This window comes from Leifsonia sp. KNZ12-8B, from assembly GCF_056755495.1.
In genome coordinates this window covers 1-13,693 of record NZ_JBPGXM010000109.1, presented here as the reverse complement: position 1 = coordinate 13,693, position 13,693 = coordinate 1, and the positions used below count along the sequence as shown (strand labels likewise).

The 13,693-nt window shown below is 71.6% G+C and carries 12 protein-coding genes; 5 read left to right on the top strand and 7 right to left on the bottom strand.

Annotated features, from left to right (window positions below):
* The first annotated feature begins 227 nt into the window (after window positions 1-227).
* Window positions 228-1,502 (top strand): ATP-dependent Clp protease ATP-binding subunit ClpX, encoded by a 1,275-nt coding sequence (clpX, locus tag ACR9ZG_RS14480; protein WP_481285551.1) that lies wholly within the window; start codon window positions 228-230, stop codon window positions 1,500-1,502.
* Here clpX and ACR9ZG_RS14475 read toward each other — a convergent pair.
* Window positions 1,459-2,757 (bottom strand): ion channel protein, encoded by a 1,299-nt coding sequence (locus ACR9ZG_RS14475; protein WP_481285550.1) that lies wholly within the window; start codon window positions 2,755-2,757, stop codon window positions 1,459-1,461. The two genes, clpX and ACR9ZG_RS14475, sit on opposite strands and share 44 nt — an antisense overlap.
* Before the next feature lie 141 nt (window positions 2,758-2,898).
* The gene (locus ACR9ZG_RS14470; protein ID WP_481285549.1) at window positions 2,899-4,965 is read right to left on the bottom strand and encodes a M3 family metallopeptidase; all 2,067 of its coding nucleotides are present in this window, start codon (window positions 4,963-4,965) and stop codon (window positions 2,899-2,901) included.
* A gap of 75 nt (window positions 4,966-5,040) precedes the next feature.
* Here ACR9ZG_RS14470 and ACR9ZG_RS14465 point away from each other — a divergent pair, with 75 nt between their 5' ends.
* The 4 genes from ACR9ZG_RS14465 to ACR9ZG_RS14450 all read left to right on the top strand — a co-directional run bounded on the left by ACR9ZG_RS14465 (window position 5,041) and on the right by ACR9ZG_RS14450 (window position 8,157).
* The gene (locus tag ACR9ZG_RS14465; protein WP_481285548.1) at window positions 5,041-5,847 is read left to right on the top strand and encodes a class I SAM-dependent methyltransferase; all 807 of its coding nucleotides are present in this window, start codon (window positions 5,041-5,043) and stop codon (window positions 5,845-5,847) included.
* 77 nt (window positions 5,848-5,924) lie between these two features.
* Window positions 5,925-6,563 (top strand): helix-turn-helix domain-containing protein, encoded by a 639-nt coding sequence (locus ACR9ZG_RS14460; RefSeq protein WP_481285547.1) that lies wholly within the window; start codon window positions 5,925-5,927, stop codon window positions 6,561-6,563.
* Window positions 6,560-7,978, top strand: a complete 1,419-nt coding sequence (locus ACR9ZG_RS14455) for an MFS transporter (RefSeq protein WP_481285546.1) — start codon at window positions 6,560-6,562, stop codon at window positions 7,976-7,978. Before ACR9ZG_RS14460 ends, ACR9ZG_RS14455 begins: the two co-directional genes overlap by 4 nt.
* Window positions 7,975-8,157: a hypothetical protein gene (locus ACR9ZG_RS14450; protein WP_481285545.1), complete on the top strand. Its 183-nt coding sequence runs from the start codon at window positions 7,975-7,977 to the stop codon at window positions 8,155-8,157. The genes ACR9ZG_RS14455 and ACR9ZG_RS14450 overlap by 4 nt, the downstream gene beginning before the upstream one ends.
* Before the next feature lie 33 nt (window positions 8,158-8,190).
* On the opposite strand, the gene ACR9ZG_RS14445 is transcribed toward ACR9ZG_RS14450, so the two are convergent.
* From ACR9ZG_RS14445 to ACR9ZG_RS14425, 5 genes are all read right to left on the bottom strand, one after another.
* Complete coding sequence (locus ACR9ZG_RS14445) at window positions 8,191-8,457, bottom strand: hypothetical protein (RefSeq protein WP_481285544.1); 267 nt, start codon at window positions 8,455-8,457, stop codon at window positions 8,191-8,193.
* Window positions 8,457-8,915, bottom strand: coding sequence for an N-acetyltransferase family protein (locus tag ACR9ZG_RS14440; RefSeq protein WP_481285543.1), 459 nt, complete (start codon window positions 8,913-8,915; stop codon window positions 8,457-8,459). Before ACR9ZG_RS14440 ends, ACR9ZG_RS14445 begins: the two co-directional genes overlap by 1 nt.
* A 43-nt stretch (window positions 8,916-8,958) precedes the next feature.
* Window positions 8,959-9,405 (bottom strand): N-acetyltransferase family protein, encoded by a 447-nt coding sequence (locus ACR9ZG_RS14435; RefSeq protein ID WP_481285542.1) that lies wholly within the window; start codon window positions 9,403-9,405, stop codon window positions 8,959-8,961.
* A complete protein-coding gene (valS, locus tag ACR9ZG_RS14430; protein WP_481285541.1) occupies window positions 9,402-12,032 on the bottom strand; it encodes a valine--tRNA ligase in 2,631 nt (876 codons plus the stop codon). The genes ACR9ZG_RS14435 and valS overlap by 4 nt, the downstream gene beginning before the upstream one ends.
* 113 nt (window positions 12,033-12,145) lie before the next feature.
* Window positions 12,146-13,465 (bottom strand): MFS transporter, encoded by a 1,320-nt coding sequence (locus ACR9ZG_RS14425; protein WP_481285540.1) that lies wholly within the window; start codon window positions 13,463-13,465, stop codon window positions 12,146-12,148.
* Window positions 13,466-13,693 lie beyond the last annotated feature (228 nt).

The following is a 13,693-nucleotide window of genomic DNA, read 5'->3' as shown; positions in this document are numbered from 1 at the left end:
CCCCCCCCCCCCCCCCCCCCCCCCCCCCCCCCCCCCCCCCCCCCCCCCCCCCCCCCCCCCCCCCCCCCCCCCCGCGCGGGGGCCGCCCCCCCCCCCCCCCCCCCCCTTCTGCTGTCGGCAGACGGCATCGGCCCGGCGCGCGACGCGAAAGGACATCGGGTGCACGCCATTGTCGGTCGCACGGGTTAGGCTCGGACGGAGACACCCGTAGAAGGAGGGGGAGAGGGATGGCACGCATCGGGGAGAGCGCCGATCTGCTCAAGTGTTCCTTCTGTGGCAAGAGCCAGAAGCAGGTCCAGCAGCTGATCGCCGGTCCGGGCGTGTACATCTGCGACGAGTGCGTCGAGCTGTGCAACGAGATCATCGAGGAGCGGCTCGCCGAGGCGGGCGAGGAGGCGTCGAGCGAGTTCGACCTCCCGAAGCCGAAGGAGATCTTCGGGTTCCTCGAGGAGTACGTGATCGGCCAGGAGCAGGCCAAGCGCGCCCTCGCCGTCGCGGTGTACAACCACTACAAGCGCGTCCGCGCCAAGCAGACCATCACCTCGGCCGACGCCATCGACGACGTCGAGATCGCCAAGAGCAACATCCTCCTGATCGGCCCCACCGGCTGCGGCAAGACCTACCTCGCGCAGACGCTGGCCCGCCGCCTCAACGTGCCGTTCGCGGTCGCCGACGCCACCGCCCTCACCGAGGCCGGCTACGTGGGCGAAGACGTCGAGAACATCCTCCTCAAGCTGATCCAGGCCGCCGACTACGACGTCAAGCGCGCCGAGACGGGCATCATCTACATCGACGAGGTCGACAAGATCGCCCGCAAGGCCGAGAACCCGTCGATCACGCGCGACGTGTCGGGCGAGGGCGTGCAGCAGGCGCTGCTCAAGATCCTGGAGGGCACGGTCGCCTCGGTCCCGCCGCAGGGCGGCCGCAAGCATCCGCACCAGGAGTTCATCCAGATCGACACGACGAACGTGCTGTTCATCGTCGCCGGCGCCTTCGCCGGGCTGGAGGAGATCATCTCGTCCCGCGCGGGCAAGAAGGGCATCGGCTTCGGCGCCCCGCTGCACTCCAAGGGCGACGACATCAACCTGTTCAGCGAGGTGCTGCCGGAGGACCTGCACAAGTTCGGCCTCATCCCGGAGTTCATCGGGCGCCTCCCCGTCGTCACGACGGTCACGCCGCTCGACCGCGACGCCCTGATGCAGATCCTCACCGAGCCGAAGAACGCGCTGGTCCGGCAGTACCAGCGCATGTTCGAGCTCGACGGCGTGCAGCTCGAGTTCGAGCAGCCGGCGCTGGAGGCCATCGCCGACCTGGCGGTGCTTCGCAAGACCGGCGCCCGCGGCCTCCGCGCGATCATGGAGGAGGTGCTCGGCCCGATCATGTTCGAGGTGCCGTCCAGCTCCGAGGTCGCCCGGGTGGTCGTCACCAAGGAGGCCGTGCTCGAGAACGCCGCTCCGACTATCGTCCCGCATCGCCCACGGCGCGAGGAGAAGTCGGCCTGACGGCCGGCCGGATCAAGAACTCCGGTGCCCGCGTCACCATCAGCCACGCGGGCAGGATCGCCAGGCACAGGATCGGCAGGATCAGCAGGTTCGACGTCACCGCGACGCCCACGAACAGCGCGATCCAGCCGTCCCTGGTCACGGCCAGCGTCATCCCGAGCACACCGGCCGACACGGCGACCTGCAGCGGGATGGCGGGGATCAGCGCCCACGCCAGCACACCGAGTGCGGCGCCGATGAACACCGCCGGGAACACGCGTCCGCCGCGGAAGCCCGAGCTCGCCGCGACCAGCAGCGCGGCCAGCTTCACCACGATGATGAGCGCTAGCTGTCCCGGCGGGTAGGCGTCGCGGTCCTGCACCAGTTCGCTCATCTGCTCCAGGCCTTTGAACAGGGTGATCCGTCCGCCGAGGGCGCCCAGCAGGCCGAGCACCATGCCGCCGACCGCGGTCATCAGCAACGGGTGCCGCAGCGCGTGGAATACCGAGTGGACCCGCGGGAAGACGTACGCTCCGACGATCCCGATGCCGGTGGCGACGGCGCCGATCACCACCGAGGAGAGCACGTCCCAGCCGGTGACCGTCGTGTACGCCGGCATCGGGATGGCGAAGTGCGGATGCGCGAGGAACGTCATGGTCAGCGACCCGGCCGCCGCGGCGACGAGGGGGAGGAACAGCTTGTCCCAGAGCGCGCCTCCGCCCTTCACCGTGGCGACGATGCCGGTGAACACCAGTGCGGCGGCCACCGGGGTGCCGAACAGGGCGCCGATGGTGCCCGACGCGGCCATCAGCATGACGAGCTGCGTCGGCACCGCCTTCCACAGCCGCGCCGCCAGCGCGACGAGCAGGCTGGTGTTGATGGCGATGATCGGGTTCTCCGGACCGAGGCTGGCGCCACCCGCCAGGCCGATCACGGCGGCCAGCGCCAGCGACGGCACGATGCCGGGCCGCAGGGGAGCGGCGACCAGCTCGGTCGTCGCCGAGTCCGGCCCGGCGTGGCCAGGCACGAGCCAGACGACGAGCCCCACGGCCACGCCGGTGAGCGTCAGGACGAGGAAGATCCACCAGCCCGAGTCCGGGTCGACGCCGAGCATGGCCGGGAGCGCCGTCCATACGCCGTCCTCCAGCAGCCCGGCCACCTCGTCGACGGCCCACAGTGCGAGCGCGCTGATCACCCCGATGACGACGGCGGGCACGCTGAGCAGGAGCAGTGTGCGGGCGCTGGGCGCCTCCGGCTCCGGCTGCGTCGACGTCATCCCCGCCCCCTCCCGCGACCCGCTGCATGGCGCTGGCGCTCACGTTAGAGCGTGCCGCGGGAGTACGGCTAGGGTGCGCCGGCCGCCGGGCCGCTCGACCGCCGCGCGTTCGACCGTCGAGCCGCTCGGGCGGCCGCCCGCTCAGCCGTCGAGACCGCGGCGCTTCAGCAGCGGGTCGATGACGGCGTCGCGGCCACGGAAGTCGCGGTATGCCTCCAGCGGGTCCTTCGACCCGCCGACGCCGAGGAGGCGCTGCCGGAACCGATCGCCGTTCTCGCGGGACAGGCCGCCGTTCTCCTTGAACCACTCGACGGTGTCGGCGTCGAGCACCTCGCTCCAGATGTAGGAGTAGTAGCCGGCGTCGTAGCCGCCCGAGAAGGTGTGGGCGAAGTACGTGCTGGCGTACCGCGGCGGCACGGCCGGGTTGTCGAGGCCGACCGCGCGGAGGGCGTCGGCCTCGAAGGCGGCGACGTCCTCGACCGCGTCGTCGGCCGTGATGCTGTGCCACGCCTGGTCGAGCAGCGCGGCCGCGAGGTACTCGCTCGTGGCGAAGCCCTCGTTGAACGACTCGGAGGCGTGGAGGCGGTCGATCAGCTCCTGCGGCATGCGCTCGCCGGTCTCGTGGTGGACCGCGTAGTGCTCGACGATCTCCGGCCACAGCATCCACATCTCGTTCACCTGGCTCGGGAACTCGACGAAGTCGCGGAAGACGTTGGTGCCCGCGAACTTCGGGTACGTCACGCGCGCGAACAGCCCGTGCAGCGCATGCCCGAACTCGTGGAACAGCGTGTTGGTCTCGTCGTACGTCAGCAGCGTCGGCTCGCCGGGGGCGGGCTTCGGGACGTTGAGGTTGTTGACGACGACGGTCGGCGTGCCGAGGAGGTCGCTCTGGGCGACGAGCGGGTTCATCCACGCTCCGCCGCGCTTGGAGTCGCGGGTGTACAGGTCGAGGATGTAGAGCCCCAGCTCGGAGCCGTCCTCGTTGCGTACCTCGAACACGCGCGCCTCCGGGTGGTACGCGACGAGGTCGGGGCGCTCCTCGAAGGTGATGCCGTAGAGCCGGGTGGCCGCGTAGAAGACGCCGTCGCGCAGCACGCGCTCGGCCTCGAAGTACGGCCGCATGGCGGCGAGGTCGACGTCGTACTTCGCCGCACGCACCTTGCCGGCGAGGTAGGCCCAGTCCCATGACTGCACCTCGCCCGAGCCGCCGGAACCGTCGATCCCGGCGCCGGCCTGCAGCTGCTCGGCCAGGTCGGCCTGCTCGGCGCGGGCGTTGCGGGCGGCGGGAGGCGCGAGCCGGCCGAGCATGTCGGCCACGGCCTGCGGGGTGCGGGCCGTCTCGTCCGCGGTCACGAACGCGGCGTGCGTCTCGAACCCGAGCAGCCGGGCGCGCTCGGCCCGCAGCCGGGTGATCTCGAGCACGAGCGCGCGGTTGTCGTTGTCTCCGCCGCGGATGCCGCGCGAGCGGGAGGCTGTCATGATCCGCTCGCGCACCGAGCGGTCGTGCAGCGTCGCGAGCCAGGGGTGCCCGGTCGGGAGGACGAGCGTGACGACGTACTTCCCGTCGAGGCCGCGCTCTCGGGCCGCCTCCGCCGCGGCGGAGAGCTCACCGGCGCCGAGGCCCGCGAGCTCGTCGGCGGAGTCGAACACCACGGCCAGCTCATTGGTGTCGGCGAGCAGGTTCTTCTCGAACCGCGTGGTGAGGGTGGAGAGCCGCTGGTTGTACTCGCGGAGCCGCGCCTTGTCGTCGTCGCTGAGCCCGGCCCCGGCGAGGGTGAACTCGGTGCGGTAGCGCTCGATCAGGTACCGGGACTCGGCGTCGAGCCCGAGGTCGTCCCGCCGCTGGTACAGGTCCTCGATGCGGCGGTGGAGGTCGGGATTCAGCCGGATGGCGTCCTGGTGGGCGGCGAGCCGCGGCGCCATCTCCTCCTCCAATGCGTTGGTGAAGTCGGTGGAGTCGGACGAGCTCTTGTTGAAGAACACCTCTGCCACCCGCTGCAGCGTGCCGCCCGAGCGCTCCAGCGCCACCATCGTGTTCTCGAAGGTGGGGGCGTCGGGCAAGGAGGCGATCGCCTCCACCTCGGCCAGCTGCTCGGCGAGCCCGCGCTCGAACGCCGGGCGGTAGTGCTCGTCGCGGATGTCGGCGAACGGCGGCAGCTGATAGGGGAGCGGGCTGGGCGAGAAGAAGGGGTTCGACGTGTCGGCCATCGCCCCAGCCTACGGCCACCGGACGTTCACGTAACGTGGCCGGGAGGGTCTCCCGGCGCTGCCTAGGATGGCCGCATGGACCTCCACGAACGCTACACGCACGGCCATCACGAGAGCGTTCTGCGCTCGCACGAGTGGCGGACGCTCGAGAACTCCGGCGCCTATTTCGCCGGTCTGCTGCGGCCGGGGATGTGCGTGCTCGACGTGGGCAGCGGCCCGGGAACCATCACGTTCGACCTGGCCGAGCGGGTCGCGCCCGGCCAGGTGGTCGGCGTCGACTACAGCGGCGACATCGTGGAGCACGCGCGCCGCTCGGCGGCCGAGCGCGGTGTCACCAACGTGCGGTTCGAGCAGGGCGACGCGTACGCTCTCGATGCCGCGGACGACACCTTCGACCTGGTCCACGCGCACCAGGTGCTGCAGCACGTCGGCGACCCGATCGCGGTGCTGCGCGAGTTCCGTCGCGTCACGAAGCCAGGCGGCGTCGTCGTCGCGCGCGACGTCGACTGGGGCGGCACCATGTGGGCGCCGCTGCTGCCGGGTCTCGGCGAGTGGATGCGCGTCAACCAGGCCGTCCAGCGCGCCAACGGCGGCGAGCCGTTCGCCGGGCGGCTGCTGCGATCGTGGGCGCTGGAGGCGGGGTTCGCGCGCGTGGAGAGCAGCGCCTCCATCTGGTGCTTCGCGTCGGAGGAGGACCGCCGCTGGTGGGGCGAGTCGTGGAGCGTGCGGGTCATCGAGTCCGACTTCGGGCGCCACGCGCGCGACGAGGGCATCGCGGACGATGCCGCCCTCGAGGAGATCGCCGCGGCCTGGCTGGAGTGGTCGCGCCTCCCGAACGGCTGGTACGGGATGCCGCACGGCGAGATCGTCGCCTACGTCTGACCGCACACCGCGACTTCCAAAGAAGTCGTTGCAAAGAAGCTATTGCAAAGAATCCTTTGCATAGCTAACCTGGGGTCATGTCCGACACCGACCCAACCACCGGCCACCCCTGGGACGACGCCCTCGACATGGCCGCGCTACGTGCGCTGGCCCACCCCTTGCGGGTGGAGCTGATGAACGAGCTGTCCGACTTCGGGCCGGCCACGGCGAGCATGCTGGCCGAGCGGCTGGGGGAGTCGAGCGGTGCGACGAGCTACCACCTCCGGCAGCTCGCCAAGCACGGCATCATCGTGGAGGACGCGGAACGCAACTCCGGCCGCGAGCGGTGGTGGCGGATGGCGCCGGGCGGCGTCACGATCGGCTCGCCCGAGACGCTGGAGTCGCCAGCCGGGCGCGAGGCGAACGAGCTCGTCTCGCTGGCGTGGCACCAGAACAACGAGCGCCGCCTGACGGGCTTCCTGCGCCGCGGGCTCGAGACCTTCGGCATGGAGTGGATGGAGGCGAGCACGCTCTCCACCGCCCACCTCGAGGTCGACCGCGAGCAGCTCGCCGAGCTCGGCCGCGAGTACTACGCCCTGCAGACGCGGCTCAAGGAGAAGTGGGCGGCGGAGCGCGCGGCGGCCGAGGAGTCCGGCGGTGCCGACGCGCACGCCGACCGCAAGCGCGTGCAGGTGCAGTTCAACGCCTTCCCGCTGGTCGAGCAGGAGGAGCGATGAGCACCGCCGCCCTGACGCGCACGCCCCTCGGCGCCGGGTTCGGGAGGCTGTGGACCGCCGCCATCGCGAGCAACCTCGCCGACGGCATCAGCCGGACCGCCGTCCCGCTGATCGCGACCACCCTGACGCGCGACCCCGCCCTCATCGCCGGGCTCACCGCGGTGACGTTCCTGCCGTGGCTGCTGGTCGGCATCCCGGCCGGGATGCTGCTCGATCGCGTCGACCGCCGCATCGCGATGGCCGCGGCGAACAGCCTCCGGTTCGCCGTCGCGGCCGGTCTGGCGCTGCTCATCGCCTCCGGCGGCCTGACCATTTGGTGGCTCTACGCCGGCGTGCTGCTGATCGGGCTGGGCGAGACCGTCTTCGACAACGCCACCACGACGGTCGTGCCCAGCCTCGTGATCCGGTCGCAGCTCGACCGGGCGAACGGCCGCATGCAGTCGGCCGAGATCGTCGTGCAGAACTTCATCGCGACTCCGATCGCCGGCTTCCTCTACGCGGCCGCGCTGGTGCTGCCGGTCTGGCTCTCCGGCGCCGGGTTCCTCATCGCGGGCCTGCTCGCGCTCAGCATCCCAGTCGCGGCCCCCCCCCCCCGCGCGCGGGGGGGGGGGGGGGGGGGGGGGCGGCCCCGCGGGGGGGGGGGGGGGGGGGGGGGGGGGGGGGGGGGGGGGGGCCCCGCGCGGGCCCCCGCCCCCCCCCCCCCCCCCCCCCCCCCCCCCCCCCCCCCCCCCGCGCTGGGGGAGGCGGAGGGAGGGGCGGCCGAGCGTCCACGGTTCCGCGCCGTCGTCGGCTTCCTCGTCCACCACCGCTTCCTGCGCGCGATGATCGTGCTCACCTCGCTGACGGCCTCCGCGCTGGCCTTCGCGCAGGGCAGCGTCGTGCTGCTGTTCCTGCAGACGTTCTCGGTCCCCGCGGCCCTGATCGGCGTCATCATGGCCGGGATCGGCGCCGGCGCGCTGCTCGGCGCGCTCGTGTCGAGCAGGCTGGTCGCGCGGTTCGGGCGTGGGCGCGTGCTCTTCTGGTCCGTGCTCGTCAGCGGTGCCGGCATCCTCGGCGTCGGCCTCACGACGAACGTCGTCGCCGGCGTGATCGCGTACGCGGTCGGCGCGTTCGGCGTCGCCGTCTGGAACGTGCCGTGGGGTGCGCTGCGTCAGGCGATCATCCCGAACGCCATGCTGGGCCGGGCGATGGGCATCGTCCGCACCATCGGCTGGGGGCTCACCCCCATCGCCACCATGCTCGGCGGCTTCGTCGCCCGGATCGACCTGCGCCTCCCGTTCGTCATCGGCGGCGCGGTCGTGATCGTCGCGACGCTCGTCGCCGCGCGCCTGCTCCTGGGCGCCGACCGGCACGTCCCGCAGGACGAGCCGGCGCCCGCCACCGCAACACCCGTCGCAGAAGGAAAGGCATCATGACCGCCGTCTCGATCTCCGCCCCGCGACCGATCTCGCAACGACTCGCCCTGCGCGCCGGACGCGCGCTCACCGCCTGGGGGGCCCGCCCGCCGCGACAGCGCCGGTACGCCGAGCGCGTGGCCGTCGTCGAGGCGACCCGCGATCGCGCCGCACGCGACCTCCCGCAGTTGCCGCGCTGAAAGCCCGACCTCCGCGGTGCGGGAAGCGTCGGTTCAGACCTCGCCGAAGTCGCCCGCGTCGGCCTCGATCGTCTGGGTGATGGTGGCGGTGTCCTCGGCCTGGTTGTACCGGATGACCGTGCCGTCGTCGAGCTCGACGACGGGCTTGCCCTCCAGCCAGGTGAGCGTCCAGCTCCAGCCGGCGGTGTCCACGTCGGTCGCGACGAGCTCCTCCTCGACGGTCGAGACGGCGTAGCCGACGACCTCGGGAAGGTTCGCGGGGGCCTGATCGCCGACGGCCCAGCGGGTTCCGAGCTGCATCAGGCGGTCCTCTCCGCGAGCGTGATCTCGTACGTGACCCACTGGGTCCGCTCGCCGACGGCGTCGTACACGCGCTGCGCGTCCGCGTTGTCGTGCGCGGTGATCCACTGGACGACGCCGAGGCCGCGCTGCTCGGCGAGCGAGCGGGCGTGCTCCAGAAGGGCCGTCCCGACTCCGCTCCCGCGGGCGTCCTCTGCGACGAACAGGTCGTCGAGGAAGAGGCCGCGGTCGCCTTCGAGCGGCCGCGCGAACTCGCGCACGTGGGCGAGGCCGACGATGCGGTCGCCGTCGACGGCGACGTAGCCGCTCTCCTCATGCTCAGGGTCCGTCAGCCACGACCAGAGCAGCAACGCCTTCTGATCCGTCAGCTCGGTGTCGTAGAACTTCGCGTAGTCCGCGTAGAGATCCAGCCAGGTGAAGAAATCGCTGTCCCTGACCGGTCGGATCTCGATCGACATGGGTCCCTCCGTTCGCCGTGCCTCGACCATATCCCGTCCGTGTTCAGGGGACGAGGTCGTAGGTCACCCACTTCGTCTTCTCGGCGACGGCGTCGTAGAGCCGGCGCGCGGTCTCGTTGTCCTTGGCCGTGATCCAGCGCACGACCGAGAGGCCGCGCTCCTTCGCCGTCTGCTTCAGCTGCTCGAGGAGGGCCGTGCCGGCTCCCGCACCGCGCGCGTCGGGCGTGACGAAGAGGTCGTCGAGGTACAGTCCCTTGCTGCCGTCCAGCGGGCGGACGAACTCGCGCACGTGGGCGAGCCCGATGGGCGTGCCCTCGTCGTCGACGGCGAAGTAGGCCTCCAGCTCGTTCTCCGGGTCGGAGATCCAGCTCCAGACCAGCAGCGCCTTCTCGTCGGTGACCGGCTGCTCGTAGAACTCGCCGTACCCCGCGTAGAGGTCGAGCCAGGTGAAGAACTCGTTGTCCTCCACGCGCCTGACCGTAGCCGTCATCGTTCCTCCTCGCTCGGGGCCTGAGCAAGCAGAATATCGGTCACGACCAGCTCGTCGGCGGAGGCGAACCGCAGTTCCGCGATTCTGCCGACCGAGCGGAGGTCGCCGGCGGCCGCCTCGACGGCTGCGATCTCGTGCGCGGGCCCGGAGATCACGGCGGAGTCGACCGGCGTGCGCTGCGAGGCCTTCGCGGCCGTCTTCGCTCCGCGAACACCGGTGAGGGCGCGGCCGACCGTCGGGAGCACCTCGCGCGCATCCGGCCAGTCGGCGGCGACCGTCTCGGCGGCCTGCGGCCACGCGGCGACGTGCACCGACCCGTCCTGGAACCAGCTCCAGGCCTCCTCGGTCGCGAAGGGCAGCACCGGGGCGAACAGCCGGAGGAACGCCGACAGGGCGACGCGCAGGGCGACCACCGCGGAGGCCTGCTCCGGGGTGGCCTCGCCGTAGGCGCGCTCCTTGACGAGCTCGAGGTAGTCGTCGCAGAACGTCCAGAAGAAGGTCTCCGCGACCTCCAGGGCCCGGGCGTGGTCGTAGTTCTCGAGCGCGGAGGTGGCGTCGGCGATCACGTCGGCGAGGTTCTGAAGCATGCTGCGGTCGAGCGGCGCGGTCACCAGCGCCAGGTCCAGCGCGGCCGGCGCCTCGAAGCCGAGGATGAACTTGGCCGCGTTGAGGACCTTGATGGCCAGGCGGCGGCCGATCTTGATCTGCGTCGGGTTCTGCGGGTCGAAGGCCGCATCGGTGCCGAGGCGCGAGGAGGCGGCCCAGTAGCGGACGGCGTCGGAACCGTGCTTCTCGAGGATGTCCGCCGGCGTGACGACGTTGCCCTTCGACTTCGACATCTTCTTGCGGTCGGGGTCGACGATGAAGCCCGAGATGGCGGCGTTCCGCCACGGTGCGACGTCGGCCTCCAGCGCGGAGCGCAGCATGGTCGAGAACAGCCAGGTGCGGATGATGTCCTGCCCCTGAGGCCGGAGGTCGAACGGGAACACCGCGTCGAACAGCTCGTCGTCGCGCTGCCAACCGCCGGCCAGCTGCGGGGTGAGCGAGGAGGTCATCCACGTGTCCATCACGTCGTGCTCGCCGACGAAGCCGCCGGCCTGTCCGCGCTGCGCCTCCTGGTAGCCGGGCGCGGCGTCGGAGGACGGGTCGACCGGGAGCATGTCCTCGGTCGGCAGGATCGGCTGGTCGAAGACGGGATTGCCCTCGGCGTCGAGGGGGTACCAGACCGGGATCGGCACGCCGAAGAAGCGCTGCCGCGAGATGAGCCAGTCGCCGGTGAGGCCGCCGACCCAGTTCTCGTACCGCACGCGCATGAAGTCGGGGTGCCAGCCGAGCTCGCGGCCCAGCTCGATCAGGCGGGCACGCAGCTGCTCGTCGCGGGCGCCGTTGCGCACGTACCACTGCCGGGTCGAGACGATCTCGAGCGGCTTGTCGCCCTTCTCGAAGAACTTCACCGGGTGCTGGATGGGCTTCGGGTCGCCGACGAGGTCGCCCGAGGCGCGCAGAAGCTCGACCACGGCCTGCTTGGCCGAGAAGACCGTCTTGCCGGCGAGCTGCGCGTAGGCCGCGCGGCCCTCGGCGGAGGTGATCGCCTCCGGAGCGTCGGGGAGGATGCGGCCGTCGAAGCCGATGATCGCGCGGTTCGGGAGGTCGAGCTCGCGCCACCAGGTGACGTCGGTGATGTCGCCGAACGTGCAGATCATCGCGATGCCGGTGCCCTTGTCGGGCTGGGCCAGGTGGTGGGCGACGACCGGGACCTCCACGCCGAAGACCGGCGTGCGGACCGTCGTGCCGAACAGCGCCTGATAGCGCTCGTCGTCGGGGTGCGCGACGAGGGCGACGCAGGCGGGGAGCAGCTCGGGCCGGGTGGTCTCGATGTACACCGGGCCGTCGGCGCCGTGGAAGGCGACGCGGTGGTAGGCGCTGGGCTGCTCGCGGTCCTCGAGCTCGGCCTGCGCGACGGCGGTGCGGAAGGTGATGTCCCACAATGTCGGCGCCTGCGCCTGATACGCCTCGCCGCGCTCGATGTTGCGCAGGAACGCCAGCTGGGAGGTGCGGATCGAGTCCTGCCCGATCGTCCGGTACGTCTGGGACCAGTCGACCGAGAGGCCGAGCGTGCGCCAGAGCGCCTCGAACTGCTTCTCGTCCTCCTCGGTCAGGCGCTCGCACAGCTCGATGAAGTTGCGGCGGGAGACCGGCTTCTGGTCGGCCGCCTTCGTGCTCTTGTTGTCCCCGCCTTCGAAGGGAGGGACGAAGTCCGGCTCGTAGGGCAGCGAGGGGTCGCAGCGCACGCCGTAGTAGTTCTGGACGCGGCGCTCGGTCGGCAGGCCGTTGTCGTCCCAGCCCATCGGGTAGAAGACGTGCTCACCGCGCATGCGGTGGAAGCGGGCCACGACGTCGGTGTGCGTGTAGCTGAAGACGTGCCCGATGTGCAGCGAGCCGGAGGCCGTGGGCGGGGGAGTGTCGATCGAGTAGACGCCGTCGCGGCCGGTGGCGAGGGCGCCATCGCGGTCGAAGCGGAAGGTCCCGTCGGACTGCCAGTGGTCGCCCCACTTGGCCTCCAGTCCCTCCAGGGCGGGCTTGTCGGGCACGGGGCTCGTCTCGGGCGCAGGGCCGGCGGCGCTCATGGTTCTCCGATCGATATGTGCGGCACCGTGTCCTCGGGGTGCCTGAGTATGGGGTCCGTACCAGGCTACCCGAGGACGCGGCGCGGCCGCCGATCGGGCGGGACCGCCGGCGCTCAGACGTCGTCGACGATGGGCGCCCTCCTGGCCGCGAAGAGGGAGGCCACGAGCGTGATCGCCGACATGATCGCGAGCACGATGCCCGGGTGCCACCAGGCGTTGCCGGTCGCCTTGCCGAGCACGAGGGTCAGCGCGGGCACGAACGAGGTGAGCAGCGCGGCGATGCTGTAGGCCACCGAGAGCCCGCTGTACCGCACCGCGCTCGGGAACAGGTCGGACATCATCCCGCCGAGACCCGCCCACGACAGGGTGGGCAGGATGCCGCCGATGATCATGCTCCCGACGAGGATGCCGAACGAGGCGTACTGCAGCAGGAAGTACATCGGGAAGGCCACGAGGAGCGTCCCGATCGCGCCGATCGCCACGACGCGCGCCGAGCCGATGCGCGTCGCCCACAGCCCGAACAGCGGGATGGTCACCAGCTGCAGCAGGCCGCCGATCGTCGTGGCGACGAGGAGGTCCTGGTACTGGAAGCCGAGTACGGCCGTCCCGTAGTCGACCATGTAGGTGTTCATCAGCGAGTACGAGCCGATGCCGAGCACCGCGGCGCCGATGCCGATGACGAATCCGGAGGGCGCCTTGCGGAAGACGTCGAGCACCGGGAAGCGGTCGCGCGTGCCGGTCTCGACCAGGCGGCGGAACACCGGCGTCTCGTCGATCGACCAGCGCAGGTAGAGCGAGACCAGCAGCAGCGGGAACGCGGTGAGGAACGGGATGCGCCAGCCCCATGCGGCGATGTCCTCGGTCGACATGGTCAGCGTCAGGACGATGAACACGACCGCGCTGAGGATGGAGCCGACCGGCGAGCCGAGCTGGGGGAGCGCCGCGTAGAAGCCGCGCCGCTTGGGGTTCGAGTACTCCGTGGCGAGGGCGATGGCGCCTCCCCACTCCCCGCCGACGGACGCGCCCTGCACGAGGCGGAGCAGCACGATCGCGATGCCGCCGAACCAGCCCGCCGCCGCGTAGGTCGGCAGCACGCCGACGAGTCCGGTCGAGACGCCCATCAGCAGGATCGTGATGAGGAGCGTGGGCCGGCGCCCGATCCGGTCGCCGAGGTTGCCGAAGATGACGGCGCCCACCGGACGGATGACGAAGCCGGCGGCGATCGCGAGGAACCCGGCGAGCACCCCGCCGAAGGTGCCGAGCGGTGCGAAGAACAGCGGGCCGACGAAGAAGGCGGCGAAGTACGCGTAGAGGTAGAAGTCGTACGACTCGAGCGCCGTGCCGACGAACGAGGCGACGGTGACGCGGCGGGCGGTGCCCGGAGTGATGCCCGGTCGGTCGGTCTCGACGGCGGGCGCTGCGGTGGAGGTCACGGGTGTCCTTCTTGGGAGAATGGGAGGGTCCGGCTCGCATGAGGTGCATATGTGGACCGGGTCCAATAATGGCACGAAGGAGAACACGCCGTGGCAGCCCGCCATTCCCCCGGTCGTCCGGCCCCCCCCCGGCGGGCGCGCCCCCCCCGGCGCCGGCGGCGCCAGCCGGGCGGGGGGGCGGGGGGGCGGGGGGCGCGCCCCCCCCCCCCCCCCCCCCCGCCCCCCCCC

Coding starts and splice junctions, on each gene's coding strand:
- clpX (WP_481285551.1), top strand. CDS start 228: ATGGCACGCATCGGGGAGAGCGCCGATCTGCTCAAGTGTTCCTTCTGT.
- ACR9ZG_RS14475 (WP_481285550.1), bottom strand. CDS start 2,757: ATGACGTCGACGCAGCCGGAGCCGGAGGCGCCCAGCGCCCGCACACTG.
- ACR9ZG_RS14470 (WP_481285549.1), bottom strand. CDS start 4,965: ATGGCCGACACGTCGAACCCCTTCTTCTCGCCCAGCCCGCTCCCCTAT.
- ACR9ZG_RS14465 (WP_481285548.1), top strand. CDS start 5,041: ATGGACCTCCACGAACGCTACACGCACGGCCATCACGAGAGCGTTCTG.
- ACR9ZG_RS14460 (WP_481285547.1), top strand. CDS start 5,925: ATGTCCGACACCGACCCAACCACCGGCCACCCCTGGGACGACGCCCTC.
- ACR9ZG_RS14455 (WP_481285546.1), top strand. CDS start 6,560: ATGAGCACCGCCGCCCTGACGCGCACGCCCCTCGGCGCCGGGTTCGGG.
- ACR9ZG_RS14450 (WP_481285545.1), top strand. CDS start 7,975: ATGACCGCCGTCTCGATCTCCGCCCCGCGACCGATCTCGCAACGACTC.
- ACR9ZG_RS14445 (WP_481285544.1), bottom strand. CDS start 8,457: ATGCAGCTCGGAACCCGCTGGGCCGTCGGCGATCAGGCCCCCGCGAAC.
- ACR9ZG_RS14440 (WP_481285543.1), bottom strand. CDS start 8,915: ATGTCGATCGAGATCCGACCGGTCAGGGACAGCGATTTCTTCACCTGG.
- ACR9ZG_RS14435 (WP_481285542.1), bottom strand. CDS start 9,405: ATGACGGCTACGGTCAGGCGCGTGGAGGACAACGAGTTCTTCACCTGG.
- valS (WP_481285541.1), bottom strand. CDS start 12,032: ATGAGCGCCGCCGGCCCTGCGCCCGAGACGAGCCCCGTGCCCGACAAG.